The organism is Bradyrhizobium sp. LA6.8 (assembly GCF_040547935.1).
Taxonomy (GTDB): Bacteria; Pseudomonadota; Alphaproteobacteria; order Rhizobiales; family Xanthobacteraceae; genus Bradyrhizobium; species Bradyrhizobium barranii.
The window spans coordinates 771,693-790,726 of the sequence record NZ_JBEPQQ010000001.1 but is presented as its reverse complement, the minus strand read 5'-3'; the positions used below and the strand labels follow the sequence as shown (position 1 = coordinate 790,726).

Genomic DNA, 19,034 nt, shown 5'->3' with positions numbered 1-19,034 from the left:
AAAGCGCCTCCAACTTACGCTGCCGTGAAGGGCCGCAGATCCATGTGCCGGTTGACATCCTTATAGAGGAGATAACGGAACCGACCTGGGCCCCCAGCGTAGCACGCCTGCGGACAGAACGCCCGCAGCCACATAAAATCTCCTGCCTCGACCTCGACCCAGTCCTGGTTGAGCCGGTAGACGGCCTTGCCCTCCAGAACGTAAAGACCGTGCTCCATGACATGGGTCTCTGTGAAGGGAATAGATGCGCCCGGCTCGAACGTGACAATATTGATGTGCATGTCATATCGGATATCGGCCGGATCGATGAAGCGTGTGGTCCTCCATCTCCCATCCGTATCTGGCATTAGCGTCGATGCGACCGAGTCCTCGTTGGTCACGATGACGTCGGGGTGAGCAAGCCCCGGTACGCCCTGATACAGCTTGCGGATCCAATGAAGATGAGCTGGGCTCGAGCTGCGATTGCGAATGCTCCAGCCGCGGCCGGGCGGAAGATAGGCAAAGCCCCCGGGCCGCAGCTCCCGCTCCTTGTCCGCCACCTCGAGGCTCAATTTGCCACCCGCGACGAACAGCGCGCCTTCGGCATCCTTGTCCGGCTCCGGCAGCTCACTTCCCCCGCCCGGTGCCACCTCCATAAGATAATGGGAAAATGTCTCGGCGAATCCGGAGAGCGGTCGCGCCAGCACCCAGACACGCGTGTTATCCCAATGCGGCAGATGGCTGACGACGATATCGCGCTGCACACCGCCGGGTATGACGGCATATGCGTTCGTGAAGACCGCCCGGCCGCTCAAGAGCTCCGTCTGGGCCGGATGGCCGCCCTGCGGCACGTGATAGGTTTGCGATCGCATGGTCGTGGCCTCCGATAGGTTTCCCGTGTGGTATGTCATTGCGCGGCTCTGCTTGCCGCGCGTCATTTTCCGAGAATGCTGTCCGGCGCAAGATCGAGCTGCATCACCTCTTCCAGCCAATATTCCTCAAGATTGTCGCCCCCACCCTTCCGGTCGACGACGAAGAACGGACTGGCGTCTTCCAGAACAAGCAGCGGATGGTGCCAGCAGTTGCGAGCATAGTTCACGCCCTGGTGTCCCGTTGCAGCGAAGCCCCGATAGGTCGAGGCGATATGCGGATCCGTGCAGACGACGATCAGCCAGTCCTTGCGGTTCAAGGGCATGAACAATTGACTTCCTAGCGGATGGCGCTCCATCAGCCGGATCGTGATCGGCGCAGGCCGGGTGGAGGCGACAAACCAACTGATGTTGATCTGTCCGCCTTCCGCGGTGACATCGATAGTGGCGAGATCGTTGAAGCGCCGGGCATAGCCTTCGTTGATCGGCAGGGGCGTCAACCCATCCGTATCGACGACATCGCCAAACGGCGCAAATGCCTTCCTCGTTAGAGGCTCAATCGAAAGCGTCAGCATCGCCATATTCCAACCAACACTCGCGCTTCACGCCGTCTGTGCACTCGGGACGGGCTCATCTCCGCCGACGGCATCGACCAGCCCCTCACTTGAGGGATCAATCTCGCCGTTCAGGATACGATGCGCCTTTGCCCTGTCGATGTCGCCTTCCCAGGACGCGACGACGACGGTGGCAACGCAGTTTCCGACATAATTGCCGAGGGCGCGGGCAATGCCGATGAACCAGTCGACCGACAGGATGAGCACAAGGCCAATCGCCGGAATAGCCGGGATAGCGGCAAGCGTCGCAGCGAGCACGACGATGGCCGAGCCCGGAACGCCGTGCGCGCCCTTCGAGGTGAGCAACGCAATGCCAAGGATGGCCAGGAGATCGCCCGTCGCAAGCGGCGTGTTGGTCGCCTGTGCGATGAAGACTGCGGCCAGGGTCAAGTAGATGGAGAACGCGTCCAGATTGAACGAGTATCCGGTCGGTATCACCAGACCAACCGTCGACCGCTTGATGCCGAGCTGCTCGAGCTTTCGCATGGTTTGCGGCAGAACGCTGTCACCTGCGGCGGTGCCGAGAACGATCATCAGCTCTTCGCGCAAGTAGGCGAGCAACTTGAACAGGCTGAAGCCGGACAGTCGCATGATCGCGCCGAGCACCACGATCACAAACAGGACCACGGCCAGATAGAACAGGCCGACGAGCCCGCCGAGTTGCTTGAGCGAACCAACACCGTACTTCCCGACCGTGAAGGCGATGGCACCGAAGACGCCGATCGGCGCGAGCCGGACGACGAAATTCATCATCTTGAAGATGATCTCGTTCACGCGCTCGATGAACTCGACGACCGGCTTCGCTCGCTCGCCGCACAAGGACACGGCGCAGCCGAACATGATCGAGACGATCAGCACCTGCAGGACGTCGCCGGAGCTGAAGGCCCCCACAATCGTTGAGGGGATGAGCTTCATCAGGAATTCGGAGACGCCGCCTCCCGCGACCTGAGCCGCGGTCTGGCTGAACCCGCTAAGGGCCTTGGCGTCGAGCGTCTTCGGGTCGATGTTCATTCCTGCGCCCGGCTCGAAATAGTAGGCAAGCCCAATGCCGAACACCAGTGCGACGGTGGTGACGATCTCGAAATACAGGAGAGAGCGGATGCCGACCCTTCCAACCTTCGACAGGTCTCCCGCCGCGGCGATACCGTGCACGACGACGCAGAACACGATCACAGGCACCAGCATCTTGATCAGCTTGATGAAGCCGTCGCCGAGCGGCTTCATCTGAAGGGCGAGGTCGGGATTAGCCATGCCGAGGGCGATGCCCAGCATGAGCGCAATGACGACCTGGAAGAAGAGTGACTTGAAGATCTTGGGCACGGCTTTTCCTCGCTTGGCTGGTCTTCGGCTGGCGCGGCTTGGTGGGCCTTCGGGCCTCCGCCTATCTTGTTGTTTGATGGTGACGTGTCGTCGTACGCACAAAGGAGCGAGCTTGCCGTGATCGCGGACTAGGCCCGGCTCGCAGAGGGCTCCGTCGGTCATTCGTTGACCATCGCGGATCTCAAGTCCAATATATAGAACGACACGATTGATAGGTTTTCCAAATGGATCTCCGCCAGCTCCGATATTTCATCGCCGTCGCCGAAGAACGCAGTTTCACCCTCGCCGCTCGGCGACTGAACCTTTCCCAACCACCGCTGAGCCATCACATCCAGACGCTGGAGTCCGAGCTCAAGACGCAGCTTCTCCACAGGACCAGCCGCAGGGTCGAACTGACTAAGGCCGGTGAGGCCCTGCTGGACCGAGGTCGCGCCATTCTCCAGCAAATCAAGCTCGCGGAAGACGAAGTTCAGTCGATCGGCGCTGGCCTTATCGGCACGCTTGACGTTGGTGCAACCGGCTCCATCCTGCGCGGTCGGCTGGCGGAACTGCTTGCCGCCTACCGAAAGGTTGCTCCGTCGGTGAAAACCACGGTGCATGAGCAGGCGCCTGCATTGCAGATCGCAGCACTCCTCAACCGCACGACCAACATTTGTCTCATTCGCAGCGTTCCGACCGAACACGGCCTGACCAGCAAGCTTGCTTGGCGCGAAGAGGTGGTCCTCGCACTGCCGCACGCGCACCCGTTGGCCGGGCGCAAGCGCGTTGCGCTTAGCGAGCTAGCATCGGAGGATCACATCGTCCTCGACCCCAACAGCTCCGAGTTCGCACGCTACATCCAGAAATGCTGTGTCGATGCCGGCTTTTTGCCGCGGGTATCCCAGCAGGTCGTCGACGCCCAGTCGATTCCGAGCCTGATCGTGGCGGGCTTCGGCGTGGCACTGGTGCCCCAGTCCATTGCGCGCTTCACGACAGCCGACATTGTATTCCGGCCCATCAGACCCTCGCCACCCTCGGCCGATGTGTTCTTGGTGTTCCGAGAGGATGAGACGTCGATGGTCGTGCGCAATTTCATCAAATTGGCCGTTCGGTACCTAGGCCACCGCAAAAGCCCGAGGCAAGCCTCCTGAAACAGCACGACGGTCGTTGTCGCCGCGGCGGTCGCGTCTGGCTGGCTTCCGGACATCCCGGCGTTGAACGCTCGACGGATTGTCGACTGCTGCATCGCGACCCACGCGGGCCCTGATGGCGTTCGTCGCGTCGAACTTAAGAGGCTCGCAGTGCGTTCGTTAGTGCAGACAGCGCAGCCGGCTGATGCTGACGACTGGGGTAATACATGAAGAAGCCGGGAATTGGCGGCGTCCAATCTTCCAGCACACGAACAAGGCGACGTTTCGCAACATGCTCCGCGACCTGCTCTTCGAATGCGAGCCCGAGGCCGGCGCCAGCGAGTGCCGCCTGAATCACCAGGTGGGTATCATCGATGATGAGCGGGCCATTCACGCCGACCGTGACCGCCTTTCGTCCTTTCTCGAATTCCCACCTGTATGGACCGCCCGGAAGACGCAGGCTTATGCATCGATGGTCATTTAGATCCTTGGGTTTCCGGGGAATGCTTCGTGATGAAAAATAGCCGGGCGATCCGACCACCGCCAATCTCAACTCCTGGGTGACCCGCACCGCGATCATGTCTTTCTGAATGTACTCGCCAAGTTGAATACCGGCGTCGAACTCACCCGCAACGAGGTCGACGGGGCCAGTGACGGTAACAACGTCAAGAACGATGTCGGGGTAAGCTTCCGCGAATGCCGTGAGCCGCGGCAACAATACCATCACGGCAGCCGACCGGGACATTACAATCCGAAGGCGCCCTGCAGGCCGGTGCCGAACGTTTCGGGCTTCGTTGATGGCACGAGCAATCTGCTCGAGTGCCGGAGACAATTCCTTCAAGAGGGCTGCGCCTGCAGCGGTTGGCGCGACGCTCTTGGTCGTTCGAGCAAGAAGCTGCAGCTCGAGCCGTTGCTCAAGTCCGCGGATCGTGTGGCTCAGGGCAGACTGAGACACACCGATCTTTGCCGCCGCTCGTGTGAAGCTTCGCTCCCTGGCGACGATTACAAACGTAGCGAGTTCGTTCAGTTCGTTTCTCATGATTTATGAATATTCCTCATAAGCTCATGTCGTTCAACATGCCTATCCTCATAAGCTACTTTGTCCTAGGTTCGGTCAGCAAGGAAGACTTGAGGCAACATTCTGCGGGTTTCGGCCGGAGACCAGGCTTTCCAGCCACGCGCAGCTTCTTTCCATTCCCAAGCTGATGGATAACAGGCCTATGGATACCGATGCTCATGCCTTGCGCTCCCTGGCGCAGACCTATTTCGACAGTGCCTATGAAATGGATGCTGACAAATTCGCGTCTATATTTGATCCCTCGAGTTCCGTGACCAAGGTCGGCGACGACGGCAACGTGAGCGTGACGCCAATTGCGACGTGGCTGGCAGCCGTCCGCAATTTGAAAGCTCCGAAGCAACATGGCCTGGAGCGCCAAGATCAGATCCTCTCAATTGACGTTGAAGGAGAGCTCGCGCTTCTGAAGCTGAAGTTGCAAATTCCGCCGCGATACTTCACCGACATGCTGTCGTGCTTGAAGGTCGACGGAACCTGGAAGATCGTTCAGAAAGTGATGACTTCGAAACTCTGACGGTTTCGGTGCCGTTTTGAGAAAGTGAATCAAACGCTCGTCAGGTTGTCCGTGAAAGCTCTATCACAAAGCCCCAACACCTTGGGCTGCGCTTCGGGATCATGGAGGATTTGGTCACTCTCTGATGGATATGTCGACCTGCCCGCCGAATCCCTCAAATATCCAAACGACAAAGTAGGCAGGCAGACCGAACCGCCTCAGCGGGACGCTTCGCTGGTTCGATTGTCGGTCAACTGCTTCCTATTCGATCGCTCTGGCATGGATCGCGTTTTGATCGATTGTGGAGCCGGCGGGAGTTGGGACCCGTCCATGGGTCACCTGGCGGAGGCGATGGCGGAGGCAGGCATCGACACGTCATCGATCACGATGATCGCCCTCACTCATGCTCATGGCGACCACATCAATGGTCTCCTGATGCCCGACGGTCGACGCGCGTTTAACGGCCTGAGGAAGATCGTGATAGGGGCAGACGCCGTCGGGGAGTTTCTTGCCGAGCCCCTGCTGGAGCAGTTTCGTTCGCTCCTTACCCCCGTTAACGGTGGAGATCGGCTGGCCGATCATTTACTGGCGGTGGATATACCTGGGCACGCTCGGGGCCATATGGGTTATCTCCTCAACACTGACGAGGACGATGTCTTGTTCTGCGGCGACCTTATCCACGTTCCCGCCGCACAGTTTGCCCGTCCCGAGCTTACCTGGGCCTATGACGATGACGAAGCCGTGGCGAGGGCTACCCGGATCAGGTTGCTTCGGGACGCAGCCAATGCGCAGACGTGGCTGGCCGGCGCTCATTTAGGTCGACCAGGCATCGGCAGAGTGGTCGAAGAAGGGCAAGGATATGCGTTCATTCCGGTCGCGTAGCGGCCCATGAGCCCGCGCGACGGGCGGCAGCACCCTCATCAGCGCGGGACGACGGCAGTCGCTTCGATCTCGACGCGCGCGGATGGCTCGACGAGGCGCACCACCTGCACGAGCGCCATGCTGGGGTAGTGGGTGCCGACCACCTCGCGATAGGCCTTGCCGAGCGCCTTCAGATTCGTGGTGTATTCATCCATGTCGACGACATACCATGTCAGGCGCACGAGATGGTCCGGCCGGGCGCCGCCTTCCGCCAGGATCGCAACGATGTTTTCGAGCGTCTGCCGAACCTGCGCGACAAACCCGTCGGCGAACCGACCTGCGACATCCCAGCCGACGACACCACCCGTCACAACGAGACGTCCTTCGGCCATGATGCCGTTGGCATATCCCTTCGGCTGCGGCCAGCCGCCGGGCTGAAGCACTTGCAGACCGCTCGTCGCGGCGGCTTCTGATTTCATCATCGTACTCATGCGGAGTTCTCGATCCTCTCAGCGCGGCTTCAGGAGATCGCGCGCGACAATCAGTTTCTGGACCTCCGTCGCGCCCTCGTAGATGCGCAGCGCGCGGATTTCACGGTAGAGGCTTTCGACGATCTCACCCTTGCGCACGCCGCGGCCGCCGAACATCTGGACGGCGCGGTCGATGACGCGCTGCGCGGTCTCGGTTGCCGTCAGCTTCGCCATGGCAGCTTCGCGCGTCGTCGGAAGCTTCTGGACGTCGCGGCGCCAGGCCGCGCGGTAGGTCAGGAGCGCGGCGGCGTCAGTCTCCGTCGCCATGTCGCCGAGCGCGGCCTGGGTCAGCTGGAGATCTCCCAGCGTCGCACCGAACATATGCCGGCTGCGCGCGTGCGACAGCGCTTCGTCCAGTGCACGCCGCGCAAAGCCGAGGGCCGCAGCGGCGACAGACGCGCGGAAGATATCCAGCGTCTGCATCGCGAGCTTGAACCCGCCGCCCGGCGCGCCGAGGCGACGGCTCGCCGGAATCCGGCAATTGGTGAAGCGCAGCGTCGCCAGCGGATGTGGCGCGATGACGTCGATACGGTCGGCGATGCCGAAGCCGGGATCGTCCGGGAAGACGACAAAGGCCGAGATGCCGCGGGCGCCCGGCGCCTCGCCCGTTCGCGCAAACAGCGTGTAGACGTCGGCAATACCGCCGTTGGAGATCCAGGTCTTCTCACCGTCGATGACGTAGTCGTTGCCGTCGGCCCGCGCCGTGCAGGACATCGCGGCGACGTCCGATCCTGCCTCCTTCTCGGACAGTGCGAAGGCCGCTAGCCATTCGCCGGCGCGAACTTTCGGCAGCACGGCCTTGCGCAGGTCCGCCGAGCCGCCGAGCGCGATCGCGCCGGAGCCGAGCCCCTGCATGGCGAAGGCGAAATCGGCGAGGCCATCGGCATAGGCCAGCGACTCCCGCGACAGGCAGATCGAGCGGGAATCGATCGTCGTCGCATCGCCGTCGGGCGCCGCGACGGCGCAATCGAGCACCCCCGCCTCGCCCATCGCGCGCACCAGCTTGCGGCAAGCGCCATCGACATCATTGTGATCGATTGTGTCGAGAGCCCCCGACTGCACGAAGCGGTCGAGCGCCTCGCCGATGGCATGATGGCGCGGCTCGAAAAACGGCCAGTCGAGCCATTCGCGCCGGATCACTTTCGCCGTGGAGTTCATCTGATCCCTCCTCCGCTCATTGCGCGCTAGCTGCCGCGGCGCGCGCCAGATTGGTTTCGTATTGTCCCTTGGCGGATAGATACTGCTTCGGCCACTCGACCTTGGTGATGCCGATGCGCGCGGCTTCGTGCAGCGTCCAGGCCGGGTCGGCAAGATGCGGCCGCGCGATGGCGCAGAGATCGGCGCGGCCGGCCGCGAGAATCGAATTGGCGTGATCGGCCTCGGAGATCGCACCGACTGCGATGGTCTCAATGCCGACCTCGTTGCGGATCAGGTCGGCGAACGGCGTCTGGAACAGGCGTCCATAGATCGGCCGCTCGTCCTTCCAGACCTGCCCCGACGAACAATCGATCAGGTCCGCCCCGGCCTCCTTGAACATCGCAGCGAAGATCGCCGCATCGGCCGGAACATTACCGCCGTCGGTCCAGTCATGGCAGGACAGGCGCACCGACATCGGCCGCTCGGACGGCCACACCGCGCGCATCGCCTCGAACACCTCCAGCGGAAAGCGCGCGCGGTTTTCATGGCTGCCGCCGTATTCGTCCGTACGCCGGTTGGTCAGCGGCGAGAGGAAGCTCGACAGCAGATAACCGTGCGCGCAATGGAGCTCGAGCCACTCGACGCCGACGGCAGCGGCACGATGTGTCGCCGCGACAAAATCGTCGCGCACGCGTTCCATGTCGCTGCGGTCCATCGCCCGCGGCAACTGGCTGTGGGGCAGATACGGCAAGGCCGACGCGGAGATCAGAGGCCACTCTCCGGATTCAAGGGGTTGATCGATCCCTTCCCAGGGCACCCTGGTCGCGCCCTTGCGGCCGGCGTGGCCGAGCTGAATCCCCACCTTGGCATGCCCGACGCCATGGACGAGCTCGACCAAGCGGCGCCACTGCGCCGCCTGCGCATCGTTCCAGAGCCCGAGGCAGCCCGGCGTGATCCGTGCATCGGGCGAGACGCAGGTCATCTCGGCGAAGACCAGCGCGGCGCCGCCCATGGCGCGCGCGCCGAGATGGGCGATGTGGAAGTCGTCGATGAGTCCGTTCTGTGCCGAATACATCGCCATCGGCGAAACCATGATGCGGTTCGCAAGCGAAAGGCCGCGCACGCGGTGTGGCGTCAGCATCGGTGGCGGCACCCGTTCGCCGTCCTTGACCGCGATCCCTGAGCGTTCGGCGAACCAGCGCTCAAAGCCTTCCAGCCAGGAGCGGTCGCGCAGGCGAAGGTTTTCGTGGCTGATGCGCTGCGAGCGCGTCAGCATCGAATAGAAGAACTGCGGCGGCTCGAGCGTATCGGCATAGCGGTGGCCGACCACCTCGAACCATTCCATGGCGTTGCGCGCCGCATTTTGGATGCGCGCCACGTCGACGCGGCGCACCTCCTCGTACGCGTCCAGCACGGTTTCGATGCCGGCGCGACCGTGACCATGGCGATCGAACTGGTTGGCAAGCTCGATGGCGTCGTCGAGCGCGAGCTTGGTGCCCGAGCCGATCGCGAAATGCGCGGTATGCGCGGCGTCCCCCATCAGCACGACATGAGACTTGCCGTTGAACACGCTCCATTTGCCGCAGATCAGGCGGCTGAAATTGAGCCAGGCCGAGCCGCGCAGATGGCGCGCATTGGTCAGGAGCTTCGCGCCATCGAGCGTCTCGGCGAAGATTTTTTCGCAGAACTCGATCGAGGCCTGCTGATCGAGCTCGCCAAGCCCGTGGGCGTTGTAGGCTTCTTCCGTGGTCTCGACGATGAAGGTCGAGGTCTCCGCATCAAACTTGTAGATGTGCGCCTGGAACCAGCCGTGCTCGGTCTTCTGAAAATCAAATGTAAAGGCGTCGAACGCCTTCTTGGTGCCGAGCCAGATGAAGCGGTTGGGCCGGATCACCATGTCGGGCTGGAATTGCTCGGCATAGCGAGCGCGGATCCTGGAATTGACGCCGTCACAGGCGACGATCAGGTCGGCGTCGGGGTATTCGAGATCGGACTCGACCTCGCGCTCGAAGACGAGCTCGACGCCCAGCGCCTCACAGCGCCGCTGAAGAATATTGAGCAGATGCTTGCGCCCGATACCGATGAAGCCATGGCCCGTCGTGCGCTGGCGCGTCCCCTTGAAGACGAGCTCGATGTCGTCCCAGTGATTGAAGGCGTCCTCGATCTCGGCCGCGCTCTCGGGGTCGGCAAGGCGCATCGCGGACATCATGGCATCCGAGAACACGACGCCCCAACCGAACGTGTCGTAGGGCTTGTTGCGCTCGACGACCGTGATGACATGCTCCGGGTGCCGGCGCTTCATCAGCAGGCCCAGATAAAGACCGGCCGGGCCGCCGCCGATACAGACTATGCGCATGATCCCTCGCTTTCGCGCGTCGCGCCGTGTGCCGAGCTTTCACCCAAATTATTTTAAGCATAAAATATTTCCTCGGCGCGCGTCTTGTCAAGGCGGTTCTGCAAAGACCCGGCCCACGGGCTGGTCTCCGCGGCGTCGATCTGGAGATTCAGTGTAAATTGGACACACGGCAGCGCCGATTCTGAGCCGCTCGGGCGCAGCCTTGAATTTACTTTTGGCACGAATTATCTTGCCAATGACCACGACAGCTGCGCCGGCTTTCGTCAGGCCACCAAGCCCGGGAGATTCAATTGGCACTCGCGAAGGAGTCCACGCCTGTTTCAAAGAATGGGGCGGATCAGGACGCCGAGTACAGGGCTCAAACGAGGGTCTGGCTCCGGCTGCTCGCCTGCACGACCCTGATCGAAGGCGAGTTGCGGCGCCGGTTTCGCGAAGAGTTCGATTTCACGATGCCCCGCTTCGATGTTCTGGCCCAGCTCGACCGCGAACCGAGCGGGCTTGTGCTGGGAGAATTGCCCAAGCGCCTGATGGTCTCGGCCGGGAACCTCACGCCGATCGTGGACCGCCTGGTCGAGGACGGATACATCACGCGCACGCCCTCGAACCTCGACCGCCGCGTGCAGATTGTCTGCATGACGGTCGAAGGCCGCAAGACCTTCAGGCGGATGGCCAAGAGCCACGGCGCGTGGCTTGCCGAGCTGCTGGCGGATTTCCCGGCGGACCGGTTCGACGGATTGATCGGCGAGCTCGACGACCTCAAGGCTGCCGTCAGGGACGCCCTGCAAAATCCTTGAGCGAACCGACAGTCAGCGCCGCACCTTCACTCCGGCCGCCTCGCGATCCCACGTATCCGTGGTGATGCCCGCCTCGCGCAGCACGCCCTTCTTGATCTTGCCGTTCTCAGTCAACGGCATCTGGCTCAGAATGCGCACATAGCGCGGGATGGCGAAATAGGCGATCTGGCCTTCGCAGTGCCTGATGATGTCGACGGGCTCCAGCGATTGGTCCGGTTTGAGCAGGATCGCAGCCGCAACCTCGTCCTCGCCCAGCTCCGACGGCAGGGGGTAGATCGCGCAGGCGGCGACCGCGGGATGGGACTGGATGGTCTGCTCGACCTCCCATGAGGATACGTTCTCGCCACGCCTGCGGATGGAATCTTTCATGCGGTCGATGAAGCGATAATGTCCGTCAGCATCCCGAACGACCCGATCGCCCGAGTGAAACCACAGATTTCGCCAGGCCTCGACCGTCTTCTCCGGCATGCCGAAATAGCCGGTGGCAAAGGCAAAAGGTTCTCCGGCGCGAAGCACGAGTTCGCCGGCCTGTCCGTCAGGAAGCGCCGAATCGTTTTCATCGACGATCCGCGCCTCGATTCCGTCGGCCAGATAGCCCATCGTTCCCGGACGATCCGACGGGATCGTGCCCGCGAATACGAAGTTGGTCTCGGTCGACCCGTAGCCGTCGACCAGCGGCACGCCAAACCGCTCGAGGAACGGACCGTGGATTTGCGGCGGCACGCCGCCGCCAAGCGCGACGCGAAGAGGATGCGCCGTATCGTTCGCATTCTTCGGCTGCACCAGCAGCATCGACGCCATCGCGCCGAGCAGATAGCCGACCGTCGCCTTGTGCCGTTGCGCGGCGGCCCAAAAGCCGGACGCGGAGAATTTTGGCTCCAGCACGTAGGCGCAGCCGTTCAGGAGCGCCTGATAGAATGCGTTGAGCGCGTTGGTGTGGAACAGCGGCAATGTCGTGAACAGCACATCGCCCTCGCGGATACCAAGCGCCCGCGCCGAATAAATGCCCCACCAAAACAGCTGCGCCTGCGGACAGCACACACCCTTCGCTGGCCCCGTCGTGCCCGACGTGTAGAGGATCGCAACGGTATCGCCGGGACGCACGGCACCCGCCGGCGCCGCGGCTCCGAGCGCCGGCAACGGTACCGCGGAAAGCCGGGCGTCGATTGCACCGGCGGCAGCTCCGACGATCCAGGTGCGAGGTGGCAGGTCGACACCCGCCTCGACACTCTCGATCGCGTAGACGAACTGAGCCTCGACGACGAGGAGCGCGGGACGCGAATTGCGGAAGATGTGGGAGAGCTGGAAGCCGCGCAGCGCGGTATTGATCGGGACTGCGATGGCGCCAAGCCACGCGCAGCCGAGATAGACCTGCAGGAACTCCGGACGGTTCGAACACATCAGCGCGACCCGATCGCCCGGCTTGATCCCGGCATCGACAAGCGCCTGGGCCGACGCGGCCGCGATCGCCGCGGTCTGCGCAAAGCTCCAGCGCGTCTCACCGGCGACAAGCAGCACGCGCTCGCCATAGCGCTCGGCCTGCCGCGTGAGGATCGTTGAGAGGATGCGGTCCGACGGCGGAAACGACGTCACTGCACACGCCCAGGCCGGCGTCACGTTCTCCTGGCCGACCGCGTCGCTGACGTTCACCGGCGCGTTCTCCGTCACGGTCATGCTCCCGTCTCAGGGCAACAGCTTGTACTTGCCGTTCTCGATCTGGACCAGGACGCGCGAGCGATCGTCGACGCCATGCCGATCCGCCGGTGTATAGGTGTAGACGCCCTGCGTCCCGACGACCTCCTTGGTCGTGAACAGCGCCTGACGAAGCGCGGTGCGGAATTCCGGCGAACCGGGCTTGGCACCGGTTGCCATCGCGCGCTTGGCGGCATCGGCGAACACGAGCCAGCCGTCGAAGGAATAGGACGAGAATGAATCCGTCGGCGCCTCGCCATTCGCCTTCTCGAAGGCAGTGCGGAAATCCAGGGCCACCTTCTGGATCGGATTGCTCGACGGAAGTTGCTCCGCCGCGGTCACGGGTCCAGTCGGGCAGATGATGCCGTTGGCGGCCTTGCCGGCGAGACGCAGGAAATCGGCGCTGATCAGCCCATGATTGCCGTATAGCGGCCCTTTATATCCGCGCTCGGACAAGGCGATGACCGGCAACGCGCCGGGCGTTCCAGTGCCGCCGAGCATGATCGCGTCGGGACGTGCGGCGAGTGCGCGCAGCACCTGAGCCGTCACCGAAGAATCCGATCTGGCGTAGCGTTCGTTGGCAATGATCTTGATGTCGGTCGTCTTCACACTCTGCTCGAGCGAGTTGTACATGAGGTCGCCGAACGCATCGGAGAAGCCGATGAACGCGACGGTCTTCAGGCCCTTCGTCTTCATGTGATCGACGATGCCTTGCACGAGAAGCGGCGTCGGCTGCGGCGTCTGGACGACCCAGGGACCGCCATCGCCCGGCGGCACCGGCGCGATCGGTGACACCGCGATCATCGGCACTTTCATCTCGATCGCGGCGGTCGCCATCGCCAGGGTCTGCGGCGCGCCCGACGTTCCGATCAGGATATCGACCTTCTCCTGCTCGACGAGCTTGCGCGCGTTGCGCGCCGAGGCGGTGGCATCGGAAGCGTCGTCGAGTTGGATGACGCGGACCTTCTCGCCGCCGATCTCACCGACATAGGCCTCTCCCGCGGCGATGCCCTTCGCATTCGGGATGCCGATCGAGGATACCGGCCCGCTGAGACCGGTGACGAAGCCGACGAGGATCTCGGCCTGCGCAAGTTGCGGGACGGCGAGAAGCAATGCGGTGGAAGCCAGCAGGCTCTTGATCAAGTTCATGGCACCTGTCTTTCGTGAGGATGTCTGTTCCGATTGGCAAGCGCCATGGATTGGATTCAGGCAGACGCAGCCAGCGCGATGACGCGAAGCGGACTGCCGGAGCCGTTCTGGATCTTCAGCGGCGAGGCCACGATGACCGCCCCGGTGGGTGGAAGCTGATCCAGGTTGCACAGGCATTGCAGGCCGTAGCGTCCGGCGCCGTGCAGGAAATGATGCGCTGGATAAGGCGGCTCGAAATGACCGGCCTGCCCCGCATCCGTACCGATAGTCTCGGTGCCGAACCCGATGACGCCGCGCTCCTCCACTAGCCACTTCATGACGGCCGCGTTGGGGCCCGGCGTGTGTGCGCCGTCATCCCTGAGATTGGAATAGTCGCGCCAGCCCTTCTTCGACCAGTCGGTCCTGAGCAGCACCCAGTTCCGCTCGGGGATCCGGCCGTGCTTTGCTTCCCAGCCCTCGACGAGCGGGACGGTCAGCAGGAAATCGGGATCCTGCGCCGCCTGCGCGGAGCAGTCGATCACGCAGGCCGGCGCGATCATGTCCTTGGCCGGCATCGTGTCGACGGCATTGTTCGGCAGGTTCTTGCCCGTGAACCAGTGGATCGGCGCGTCGAAATGCGTGCCGGTGTGTTCGCCGAACGTGACGTTGTTCCAGTACCAGGCCGGACCGCGACCGTCATAACGCGAGATTTCCTGGATACGGACCGGCGCGGCCTGGCCGAACTCGGGCGGCAGCACGATGACCGGAAAATCCGGACTGAGCGTAAATGTCAGGTCGACGACGCGCACCGCGCCGGAAGAAACCGCACCCGCCAGCTCCAGGAGATTGTTGCTCTGCATCGTCACGTCCTCCGGCTTGGTTGAAATCCCGATGTCACCTGTCGAGCTCGCGCTCGAGCGCTTTCGGATTGGCCGCGAGACGTTGCCTGATCTCTTCGGCGACATCCCCGACATACATCTCCTCGAGCCCGCCTCTCAGCCCCGACACGATCGCCTGCGCGATGGCGCGCGGCGCGACCTTCGGCGGCGGCACGGTCTGGAACCACTCGGTGTCGACGGGCCCGGTGAACAGGTTCATCACCCTGACGCCGCCGGGCCTGAGCTCGGCGCGGAGGCAGTGCGAGAGCGACAGGCACGCCGCTTGCGAGGCCGAGTAGGCGCCAAAGGCAGGCCAGTTCGCCAGCGCATGGACCGAGAGAATGTTGACCCACGCGGCGCTGTTGTTGGTGCCATCGGCACCCCGCATCCGCATCGCGGGGCCGAAGGCCTGCGCGAGGTTGATGAAGCCGAGATAGGCTTGGTCGATCTCGTCGCGCGCGATGCTTGTGCCCCTGCGGTCGAGCAGGCCGCCCGGCCGCACATATTCCGTCGTGTTGACGAGGATATCGACCTTGCCGCCGATGTCGGCCGCGAGATCGGCCGCAGATTTCTCGTCGGCGGCGTCAAGGGTCACGATCTCGATTCCGTCCTGGCCGCGCAGCAGCTGCTCGCCGGCGAAAGGCCGCCACGGTTCGGCAACCCCGACGAACACCGTCTTGGCGCCTGCGGCCTTCAAGGCGGCGACGGCCTCCTGACCGATCACGCTCCGACCGTTGGTCACCAGCACGCGCCGGAATTTCGGATCGGCCGTCATTTCCCGCCATTGCTTGTCGTCTGCCATGTTGGGAGTCTCCCCCTCGGGATGGGCAAAAGCCACCGCCTGGCCGCTCTTGTCGAGTTGAAACGACATGCGGACGGGTGCGCCCTCCACGCAGTCGGCATGGAGGTGCGTCACAATCGTCGGACCGCAATCCATCTTCACGAGGCCGATGCGCCAGGGCGCCCGCTCGCGGAAATAGACATCGCTCGGCACGCGCGCAGTCGTTTCGGCAAGAAGAACACCTCGTCGTGGCGCATCAACGAAGGCAAGTCCGGCCGACAGGCAAGACGGACAGGCCTCCCGCGCCGGATAAGCAAAAGAACCGCAGGCGTCACAGCGTTGCAGCATGAAGCGGCCCTCGGCGGCTGCCCGCGTAAACCCATGCGACGTCCTGCTGCGCGGTCGCGGCGGCGAAGCAGGCAGCCGCGTCCGCAGCAGCGGGTTCTTGCGCCGGGGCGGCTTGATCGGCTCTATCATCGTGACGGCCCTGCAAAGATCGCGGCGCCCGAGGCGAGACCACGGTCATAGTTGATCATACCGAACCCCGAGGCCAAGGCGAGGCTCGCGTTCTCGACCTGCGTGGGGCCTGCAGTCCCCAGAACCTGTCGAAGTCCCTCGACGAGACCGAGATAGGCGCCGGCGGCGCCAGCCTGTCCGGCCGAGAGCTGTCCGCCCGACGTGTTGTGCGGAAAGTCGCCGTCGATGGTGAGATCGTGCTGGCGCACGAACTCGGCCCCCTCCCCCTTGTTGCAGAAGCCGAGATCCTCGAACTGCATCATCGTGATGACGGGGTAGTCGTCATAGGTCTGTACGATATCGAGATCGTCGCGCTTCACGCCGGCCATCGCATAGAGCTCGCCGACGTCCATCGCCCAGCCGCCGCGGACCTGCATCGGATCGTCGGCAAAGGCATTGTGCCGCTCGATCGTCGAAAGCAGCCGTGCAGCTGTCAGCCCGAGCGAAGCCGCGGTCTCGTCCCGCATCACCAGGAAGGCCTCGGCGCCGGCGCATGGCATCACGCAGTCGAAGAGATGGATGGGATCGGAGATCGGCCGGGCCGCCAGATATTGCTCCATCGTCAGCGGCGTCTTCATCAGCGCATGCGGGTTGCGCAGGGCATTGGCGCGCTGGGCGACGGCGATCCTGCCGACATCCTCACGCGTGACGCCGAAGGTCCGCATGTAGTTGCGGGCGATCAGCGCGAAGCTCGCATTGGCGCCACCGGCGCCATAGGGATAGACGGCATCCTGGTTGAAGCGCGAGAAGTTCTCCAGCGTCAGCCGGAAGGAATCGACGTGGTTGGTATCGCCGGCGATGCACGCCACGATGTCGGCGTCGCGCGCCTGAACCGCGCGCGCCGCTTTTCGCAAGCCTGCGATGGCGCTGGCGCCACCGAGCGGAATCGTATCCAGCCATCGCACGCAGAGTCCGAAATGCTGCGTCAGCCCGATCCCGCTGTCGGTGCCCATGGTGAAGCTGGAGACGCACAGACCGTCGACGTCGGAAGCCTTGATGCCGGCCTGCGCAACGAGCGTGCTCAGTGCCCGCCCGATCCACCACTGCGCACTCTCGATGGAGTAGCGCACATAGGGAATCGTGACGGGCGCCGCAATCACGACGCCGTCGTACGGTGTGCGCAAGGTATTGGTCACTAACCGCCCGCCTCGTTCATTGTCTCAGATGACCGTCAGCTTCACGGCAATATTGCCGCGGGTTGCATTCGAATAGGGACAGCGCTCGTGCGCGCCCGCGACGACCTCCTCGGCCACCGACCTCTCGACACCGGGCAGATTGACCTTCAGTTCGACGGCGAGCGCATATCCGACGGGAACCGGACCCATCGCAACCTTCGCGGTCACTGACGGCTCAGCGGATGGGACGACCTTCCGGGTGCGCGCGACGAGCTTGACCGCACCGAGAAAGCACGCGGCGTAGCCGGCCGCAAAGAGCTGTTCGGGGTTGGTGCCTTCGCCCCCGGGACCGCCCAGCGATTTCGGCACGGACAGCGATACCGACAACAGGCCGTCGGCGCTGGCGGCCTTGCCGTCCCGGCCGCCGATCGCCGTCACCTCGGTCTCGTACAGGATTTTTTCGGGAGTCATCATAATTCATTCTCCAGTCCTAGCGGCTGTTGCGAGCAAGCAGTGCGCGGAAATCGTCGCGCGCCTGGGCGCTGGCCCGCTTGAAGCTCGGCCCGCGGCTGGGCTCGGTGCCATTGAGCTGCCGGAGCTGCACCCACATCTCGGCACTTTTCAGCGCCACCGCCGCGCAATTGACCACCGGCGCGTGCCCGACTTTCAGGCCATGCTCCCTTCCGATCAGAAGGCCCGGCAGTACACCGGCGGGGATCACGACGTCGGCGCCGTGCTCGATCAGCGGGCGCGCGCAGGCGACAAAGTCCTTGATCATGCGGGCTTGCGCGGCCTGATCTCCGTCAAAGGCATCGGCGAAATCCGCCGGCTTGCAGCCAAGGCCGGTCACATGGACCACGCGATCGCCGAGGCCATAACGCTCGGCCTGCTCGTAGTGCCAGACCTCGAAGACGGGATCGAGCGTCACAAGGCCGAGCCTCCGGCCGAGTTGAGAGGCTGCCAGCAATGTCGCCTCGCCGGTCCCGATCACGGGAATGTCGAGCGTCGAGCGCAACTCGTAGAGTCCGGGATCCTGGAAATGTCCCATCACGAAGGCGTCGAACCCGCCCTCCTCGGCCGCGATGCCGTTGTCGATCGCCTGGACGGCGCAGCGCAATTCCGCGAGCCGTCCGAACTCCCGGTCGGGCGGCGAAATGCCCTCGACGTGAACTGTCGTGCCCGATGCAGCAATGTTGTTGAGGTATTCCGACAGCCGCGCCATGTAGGGCGCGTTCACGCTCGCATCAACGAAGCTCTGCCAGAAGATGCGCATCGTCCTTCTCCTCAGGCGGTGATCGGAGGATCGGTCGTCGACGGCCGATAAATATATTTCAATCATAAACTAATTCACGCGTCAAATGCGCTCGGCGTCGCCGCCGACGGCGACCGCCACCGCAAGGGAAGCCCGGCCATTTTGTACGCTCGATCGGCACTGAGGCGGCGCACTCTGGCGAAATTGTATGCAACAACATTTTTTCTGACAGAGCCGTGACACGTGTTGACGGCTCCACCAACAATACTTTAGGCTTTAAGTAATTCCTCGCCGGCCAGGGACCGGTGGATGTTGCAGGGCACCGATTTTGAGAGACTCGATCGTGTGGACAGTCGCCGTGCTCGAACAGCCGGCAGCAACAGCATCGCCGGCCGCGCAGCGCGGCCGGGTCAACGGCCTTTCGTTGCTTCAGGAAAGTCCCGCCCGCATCTGTCGATGGGCCTGTCGTTCGAGCGGCAACCAGCGCCATGGCCGCTGAGATCCGGCCGAGTAAACCCTCTTCGAGAGCGCCCGG

At 63.3% G+C, this 19,034-nt stretch carries 18 protein-coding genes; 4 read left to right on the top strand and 14 right to left on the bottom strand.

Going from position 1 to position 19,034, the window contains the following annotated elements; translation table 11 throughout:
• Positions 1-14 precede the first annotated feature (14 nt).
• The 3 genes from ABIA90_RS03310 to ABIA90_RS03300 form a co-directional block, all read right to left on the bottom strand.
• Positions 15-851, bottom strand: a complete 837-nt coding sequence (locus tag ABIA90_RS03310; protein WP_354117275.1) for a bifunctional allantoicase/(S)-ureidoglycine aminohydrolase — start codon at positions 849-851, stop codon at positions 15-17.
• A gap of 62 nt (positions 852-913) precedes the next feature.
• Positions 914-1,423, bottom strand: coding sequence for an ureidoglycolate lyase (locus ABIA90_RS03305; protein WP_354117274.1), 510 nt, complete (start codon positions 1,421-1,423; stop codon positions 914-916).
• A 27-nt stretch (positions 1,424-1,450) separates the two neighbouring features.
• On the bottom strand, positions 1,451-2,782 hold the full coding sequence (locus ABIA90_RS03300; protein WP_063984202.1) for a C4-dicarboxylate transporter DctA: 1,332 nt from the start codon (positions 2,780-2,782) through the stop codon (positions 1,451-1,453).
• Positions 2,783-3,006: 224 nt separating this feature from the next.
• Here ABIA90_RS03300 and ABIA90_RS03295 point away from each other — a divergent pair, with 224 nt between their 5' ends.
• A complete protein-coding gene (locus tag ABIA90_RS03295) occupies positions 3,007-3,912 on the top strand; it encodes a LysR substrate-binding domain-containing protein (protein WP_354117273.1) in 906 nt (301 codons plus the stop codon).
• 136 nt (positions 3,913-4,048) lie between these two features.
• Here the strand turns inward: ABIA90_RS03295 and ABIA90_RS03290 are convergent, their stop codons facing one another.
• Positions 4,049-4,930 carry a LysR substrate-binding domain-containing protein gene (locus ABIA90_RS03290; protein ID WP_502916616.1) on the bottom strand — a complete coding sequence of 294 codons (882 nt, stop codon included), beginning with the start codon at positions 4,928-4,930 and terminating at the stop codon, positions 4,049-4,051.
• Positions 4,931-5,111: 181 nt separating this feature from the next.
• On the opposite strand from ABIA90_RS03290, the gene ABIA90_RS03285 reads away from it, so the two are divergent.
• Both ABIA90_RS03285 and ABIA90_RS03280 read left to right on the top strand, forming a co-directional pair.
• A complete protein-coding gene (locus tag ABIA90_RS03285) occupies positions 5,112-5,480 on the top strand; it encodes a nuclear transport factor 2 family protein (RefSeq protein WP_354117272.1) in 369 nt (122 codons plus the stop codon).
• A gap of 24 nt (positions 5,481-5,504) precedes the next feature.
• Complete coding sequence (locus ABIA90_RS03280) at positions 5,505-6,341, top strand: MBL fold metallo-hydrolase (protein WP_354117271.1); 837 nt, start codon at positions 5,505-5,507, stop codon at positions 6,339-6,341.
• A gap of 38 nt (positions 6,342-6,379) precedes the next feature.
• Here the strand turns inward: ABIA90_RS03280 and ABIA90_RS03275 are convergent, their stop codons facing one another.
• The 3 genes from ABIA90_RS03275 to ABIA90_RS03265 are packed head-to-tail and all read right to left on the bottom strand — an operon-like array spanning position 6,380 to position 10,343.
• A complete protein-coding gene (locus ABIA90_RS03275) occupies positions 6,380-6,811 on the bottom strand; it encodes a RidA family protein (RefSeq protein WP_354117270.1) in 432 nt (143 codons plus the stop codon).
• Positions 6,812-6,829: 18 nt separating this feature from the next.
• Positions 6,830-8,008, bottom strand: a complete 1,179-nt coding sequence (locus ABIA90_RS03270; RefSeq protein WP_354117269.1) for an acyl-CoA dehydrogenase family protein — start codon at positions 8,006-8,008, stop codon at positions 6,830-6,832.
• A gap of 16 nt (positions 8,009-8,024) precedes the next feature.
• Positions 8,025-10,343: a bifunctional salicylyl-CoA 5-hydroxylase/oxidoreductase gene (locus tag ABIA90_RS03265; protein ID WP_354117268.1), complete on the bottom strand. Its 2,319-nt coding sequence runs from the start codon at positions 10,341-10,343 to the stop codon at positions 8,025-8,027.
• 290 nt (positions 10,344-10,633) lie between these two features.
• On the opposite strand from ABIA90_RS03265, the gene ABIA90_RS03260 reads away from it, so the two are divergent.
• Complete coding sequence (locus ABIA90_RS03260) at positions 10,634-11,137, top strand: MarR family winged helix-turn-helix transcriptional regulator (RefSeq protein WP_354117267.1); 504 nt, start codon at positions 10,634-10,636, stop codon at positions 11,135-11,137.
• A gap of 12 nt (positions 11,138-11,149) precedes the next feature.
• On the opposite strand, the gene ABIA90_RS03255 is transcribed toward ABIA90_RS03260, so the two are convergent.
• The 7 genes from ABIA90_RS03255 to ABIA90_RS03225 are packed head-to-tail and all read right to left on the bottom strand — an operon-like array spanning position 11,150 to position 18,520.
• The gene (locus tag ABIA90_RS03255) at positions 11,150-12,811 is read right to left on the bottom strand and encodes an ATP-dependent acyl-CoA ligase (RefSeq protein ID WP_354117266.1); all 1,662 of its coding nucleotides are present in this window, start codon (positions 12,809-12,811) and stop codon (positions 11,150-11,152) included.
• 9 nt (positions 12,812-12,820) lie between these two features.
• Positions 12,821-13,978 carry an ABC transporter substrate-binding protein gene (locus ABIA90_RS03250; RefSeq protein WP_354117265.1) on the bottom strand — a complete coding sequence of 386 codons (1,158 nt, stop codon included), beginning with the start codon at positions 13,976-13,978 and terminating at the stop codon, positions 12,821-12,823.
• 56 nt (positions 13,979-14,034) lie between these two features.
• On the bottom strand, positions 14,035-14,817 hold the full coding sequence (locus ABIA90_RS03245) for a cyclase family protein (RefSeq protein WP_354117264.1): 783 nt from the start codon (positions 14,815-14,817) through the stop codon (positions 14,035-14,037).
• Between the two features lie 34 nt (positions 14,818-14,851).
• On the bottom strand, positions 14,852-16,093 hold the full coding sequence (locus ABIA90_RS03240; protein WP_354117263.1) for an SDR family NAD(P)-dependent oxidoreductase: 1,242 nt from the start codon (positions 16,091-16,093) through the stop codon (positions 14,852-14,854).
• Positions 16,090-17,268 carry a thiolase family protein gene (locus tag ABIA90_RS03235; protein WP_354117262.1) on the bottom strand — a complete coding sequence of 393 codons (1,179 nt, stop codon included), beginning with the start codon at positions 17,266-17,268 and terminating at the stop codon, positions 16,090-16,092. Before ABIA90_RS03235 ends, ABIA90_RS03240 begins: the two co-directional genes overlap by 4 nt.
• Before the next feature lie 24 nt (positions 17,269-17,292).
• Positions 17,293-17,721 carry an organic hydroperoxide resistance protein gene (locus ABIA90_RS03230; RefSeq protein WP_346016140.1) on the bottom strand — a complete coding sequence of 143 codons (429 nt, stop codon included), beginning with the start codon at positions 17,719-17,721 and terminating at the stop codon, positions 17,293-17,295.
• A 16-nt stretch (positions 17,722-17,737) separates the two neighbouring features.
• Positions 17,738-18,520 (bottom strand): aspartate/glutamate racemase family protein, encoded by a 783-nt coding sequence (locus ABIA90_RS03225; RefSeq protein WP_063984212.1) that lies wholly within the window; start codon positions 18,518-18,520, stop codon positions 17,738-17,740.
• Positions 18,521-19,034: the final 514 nt, after the last annotated feature.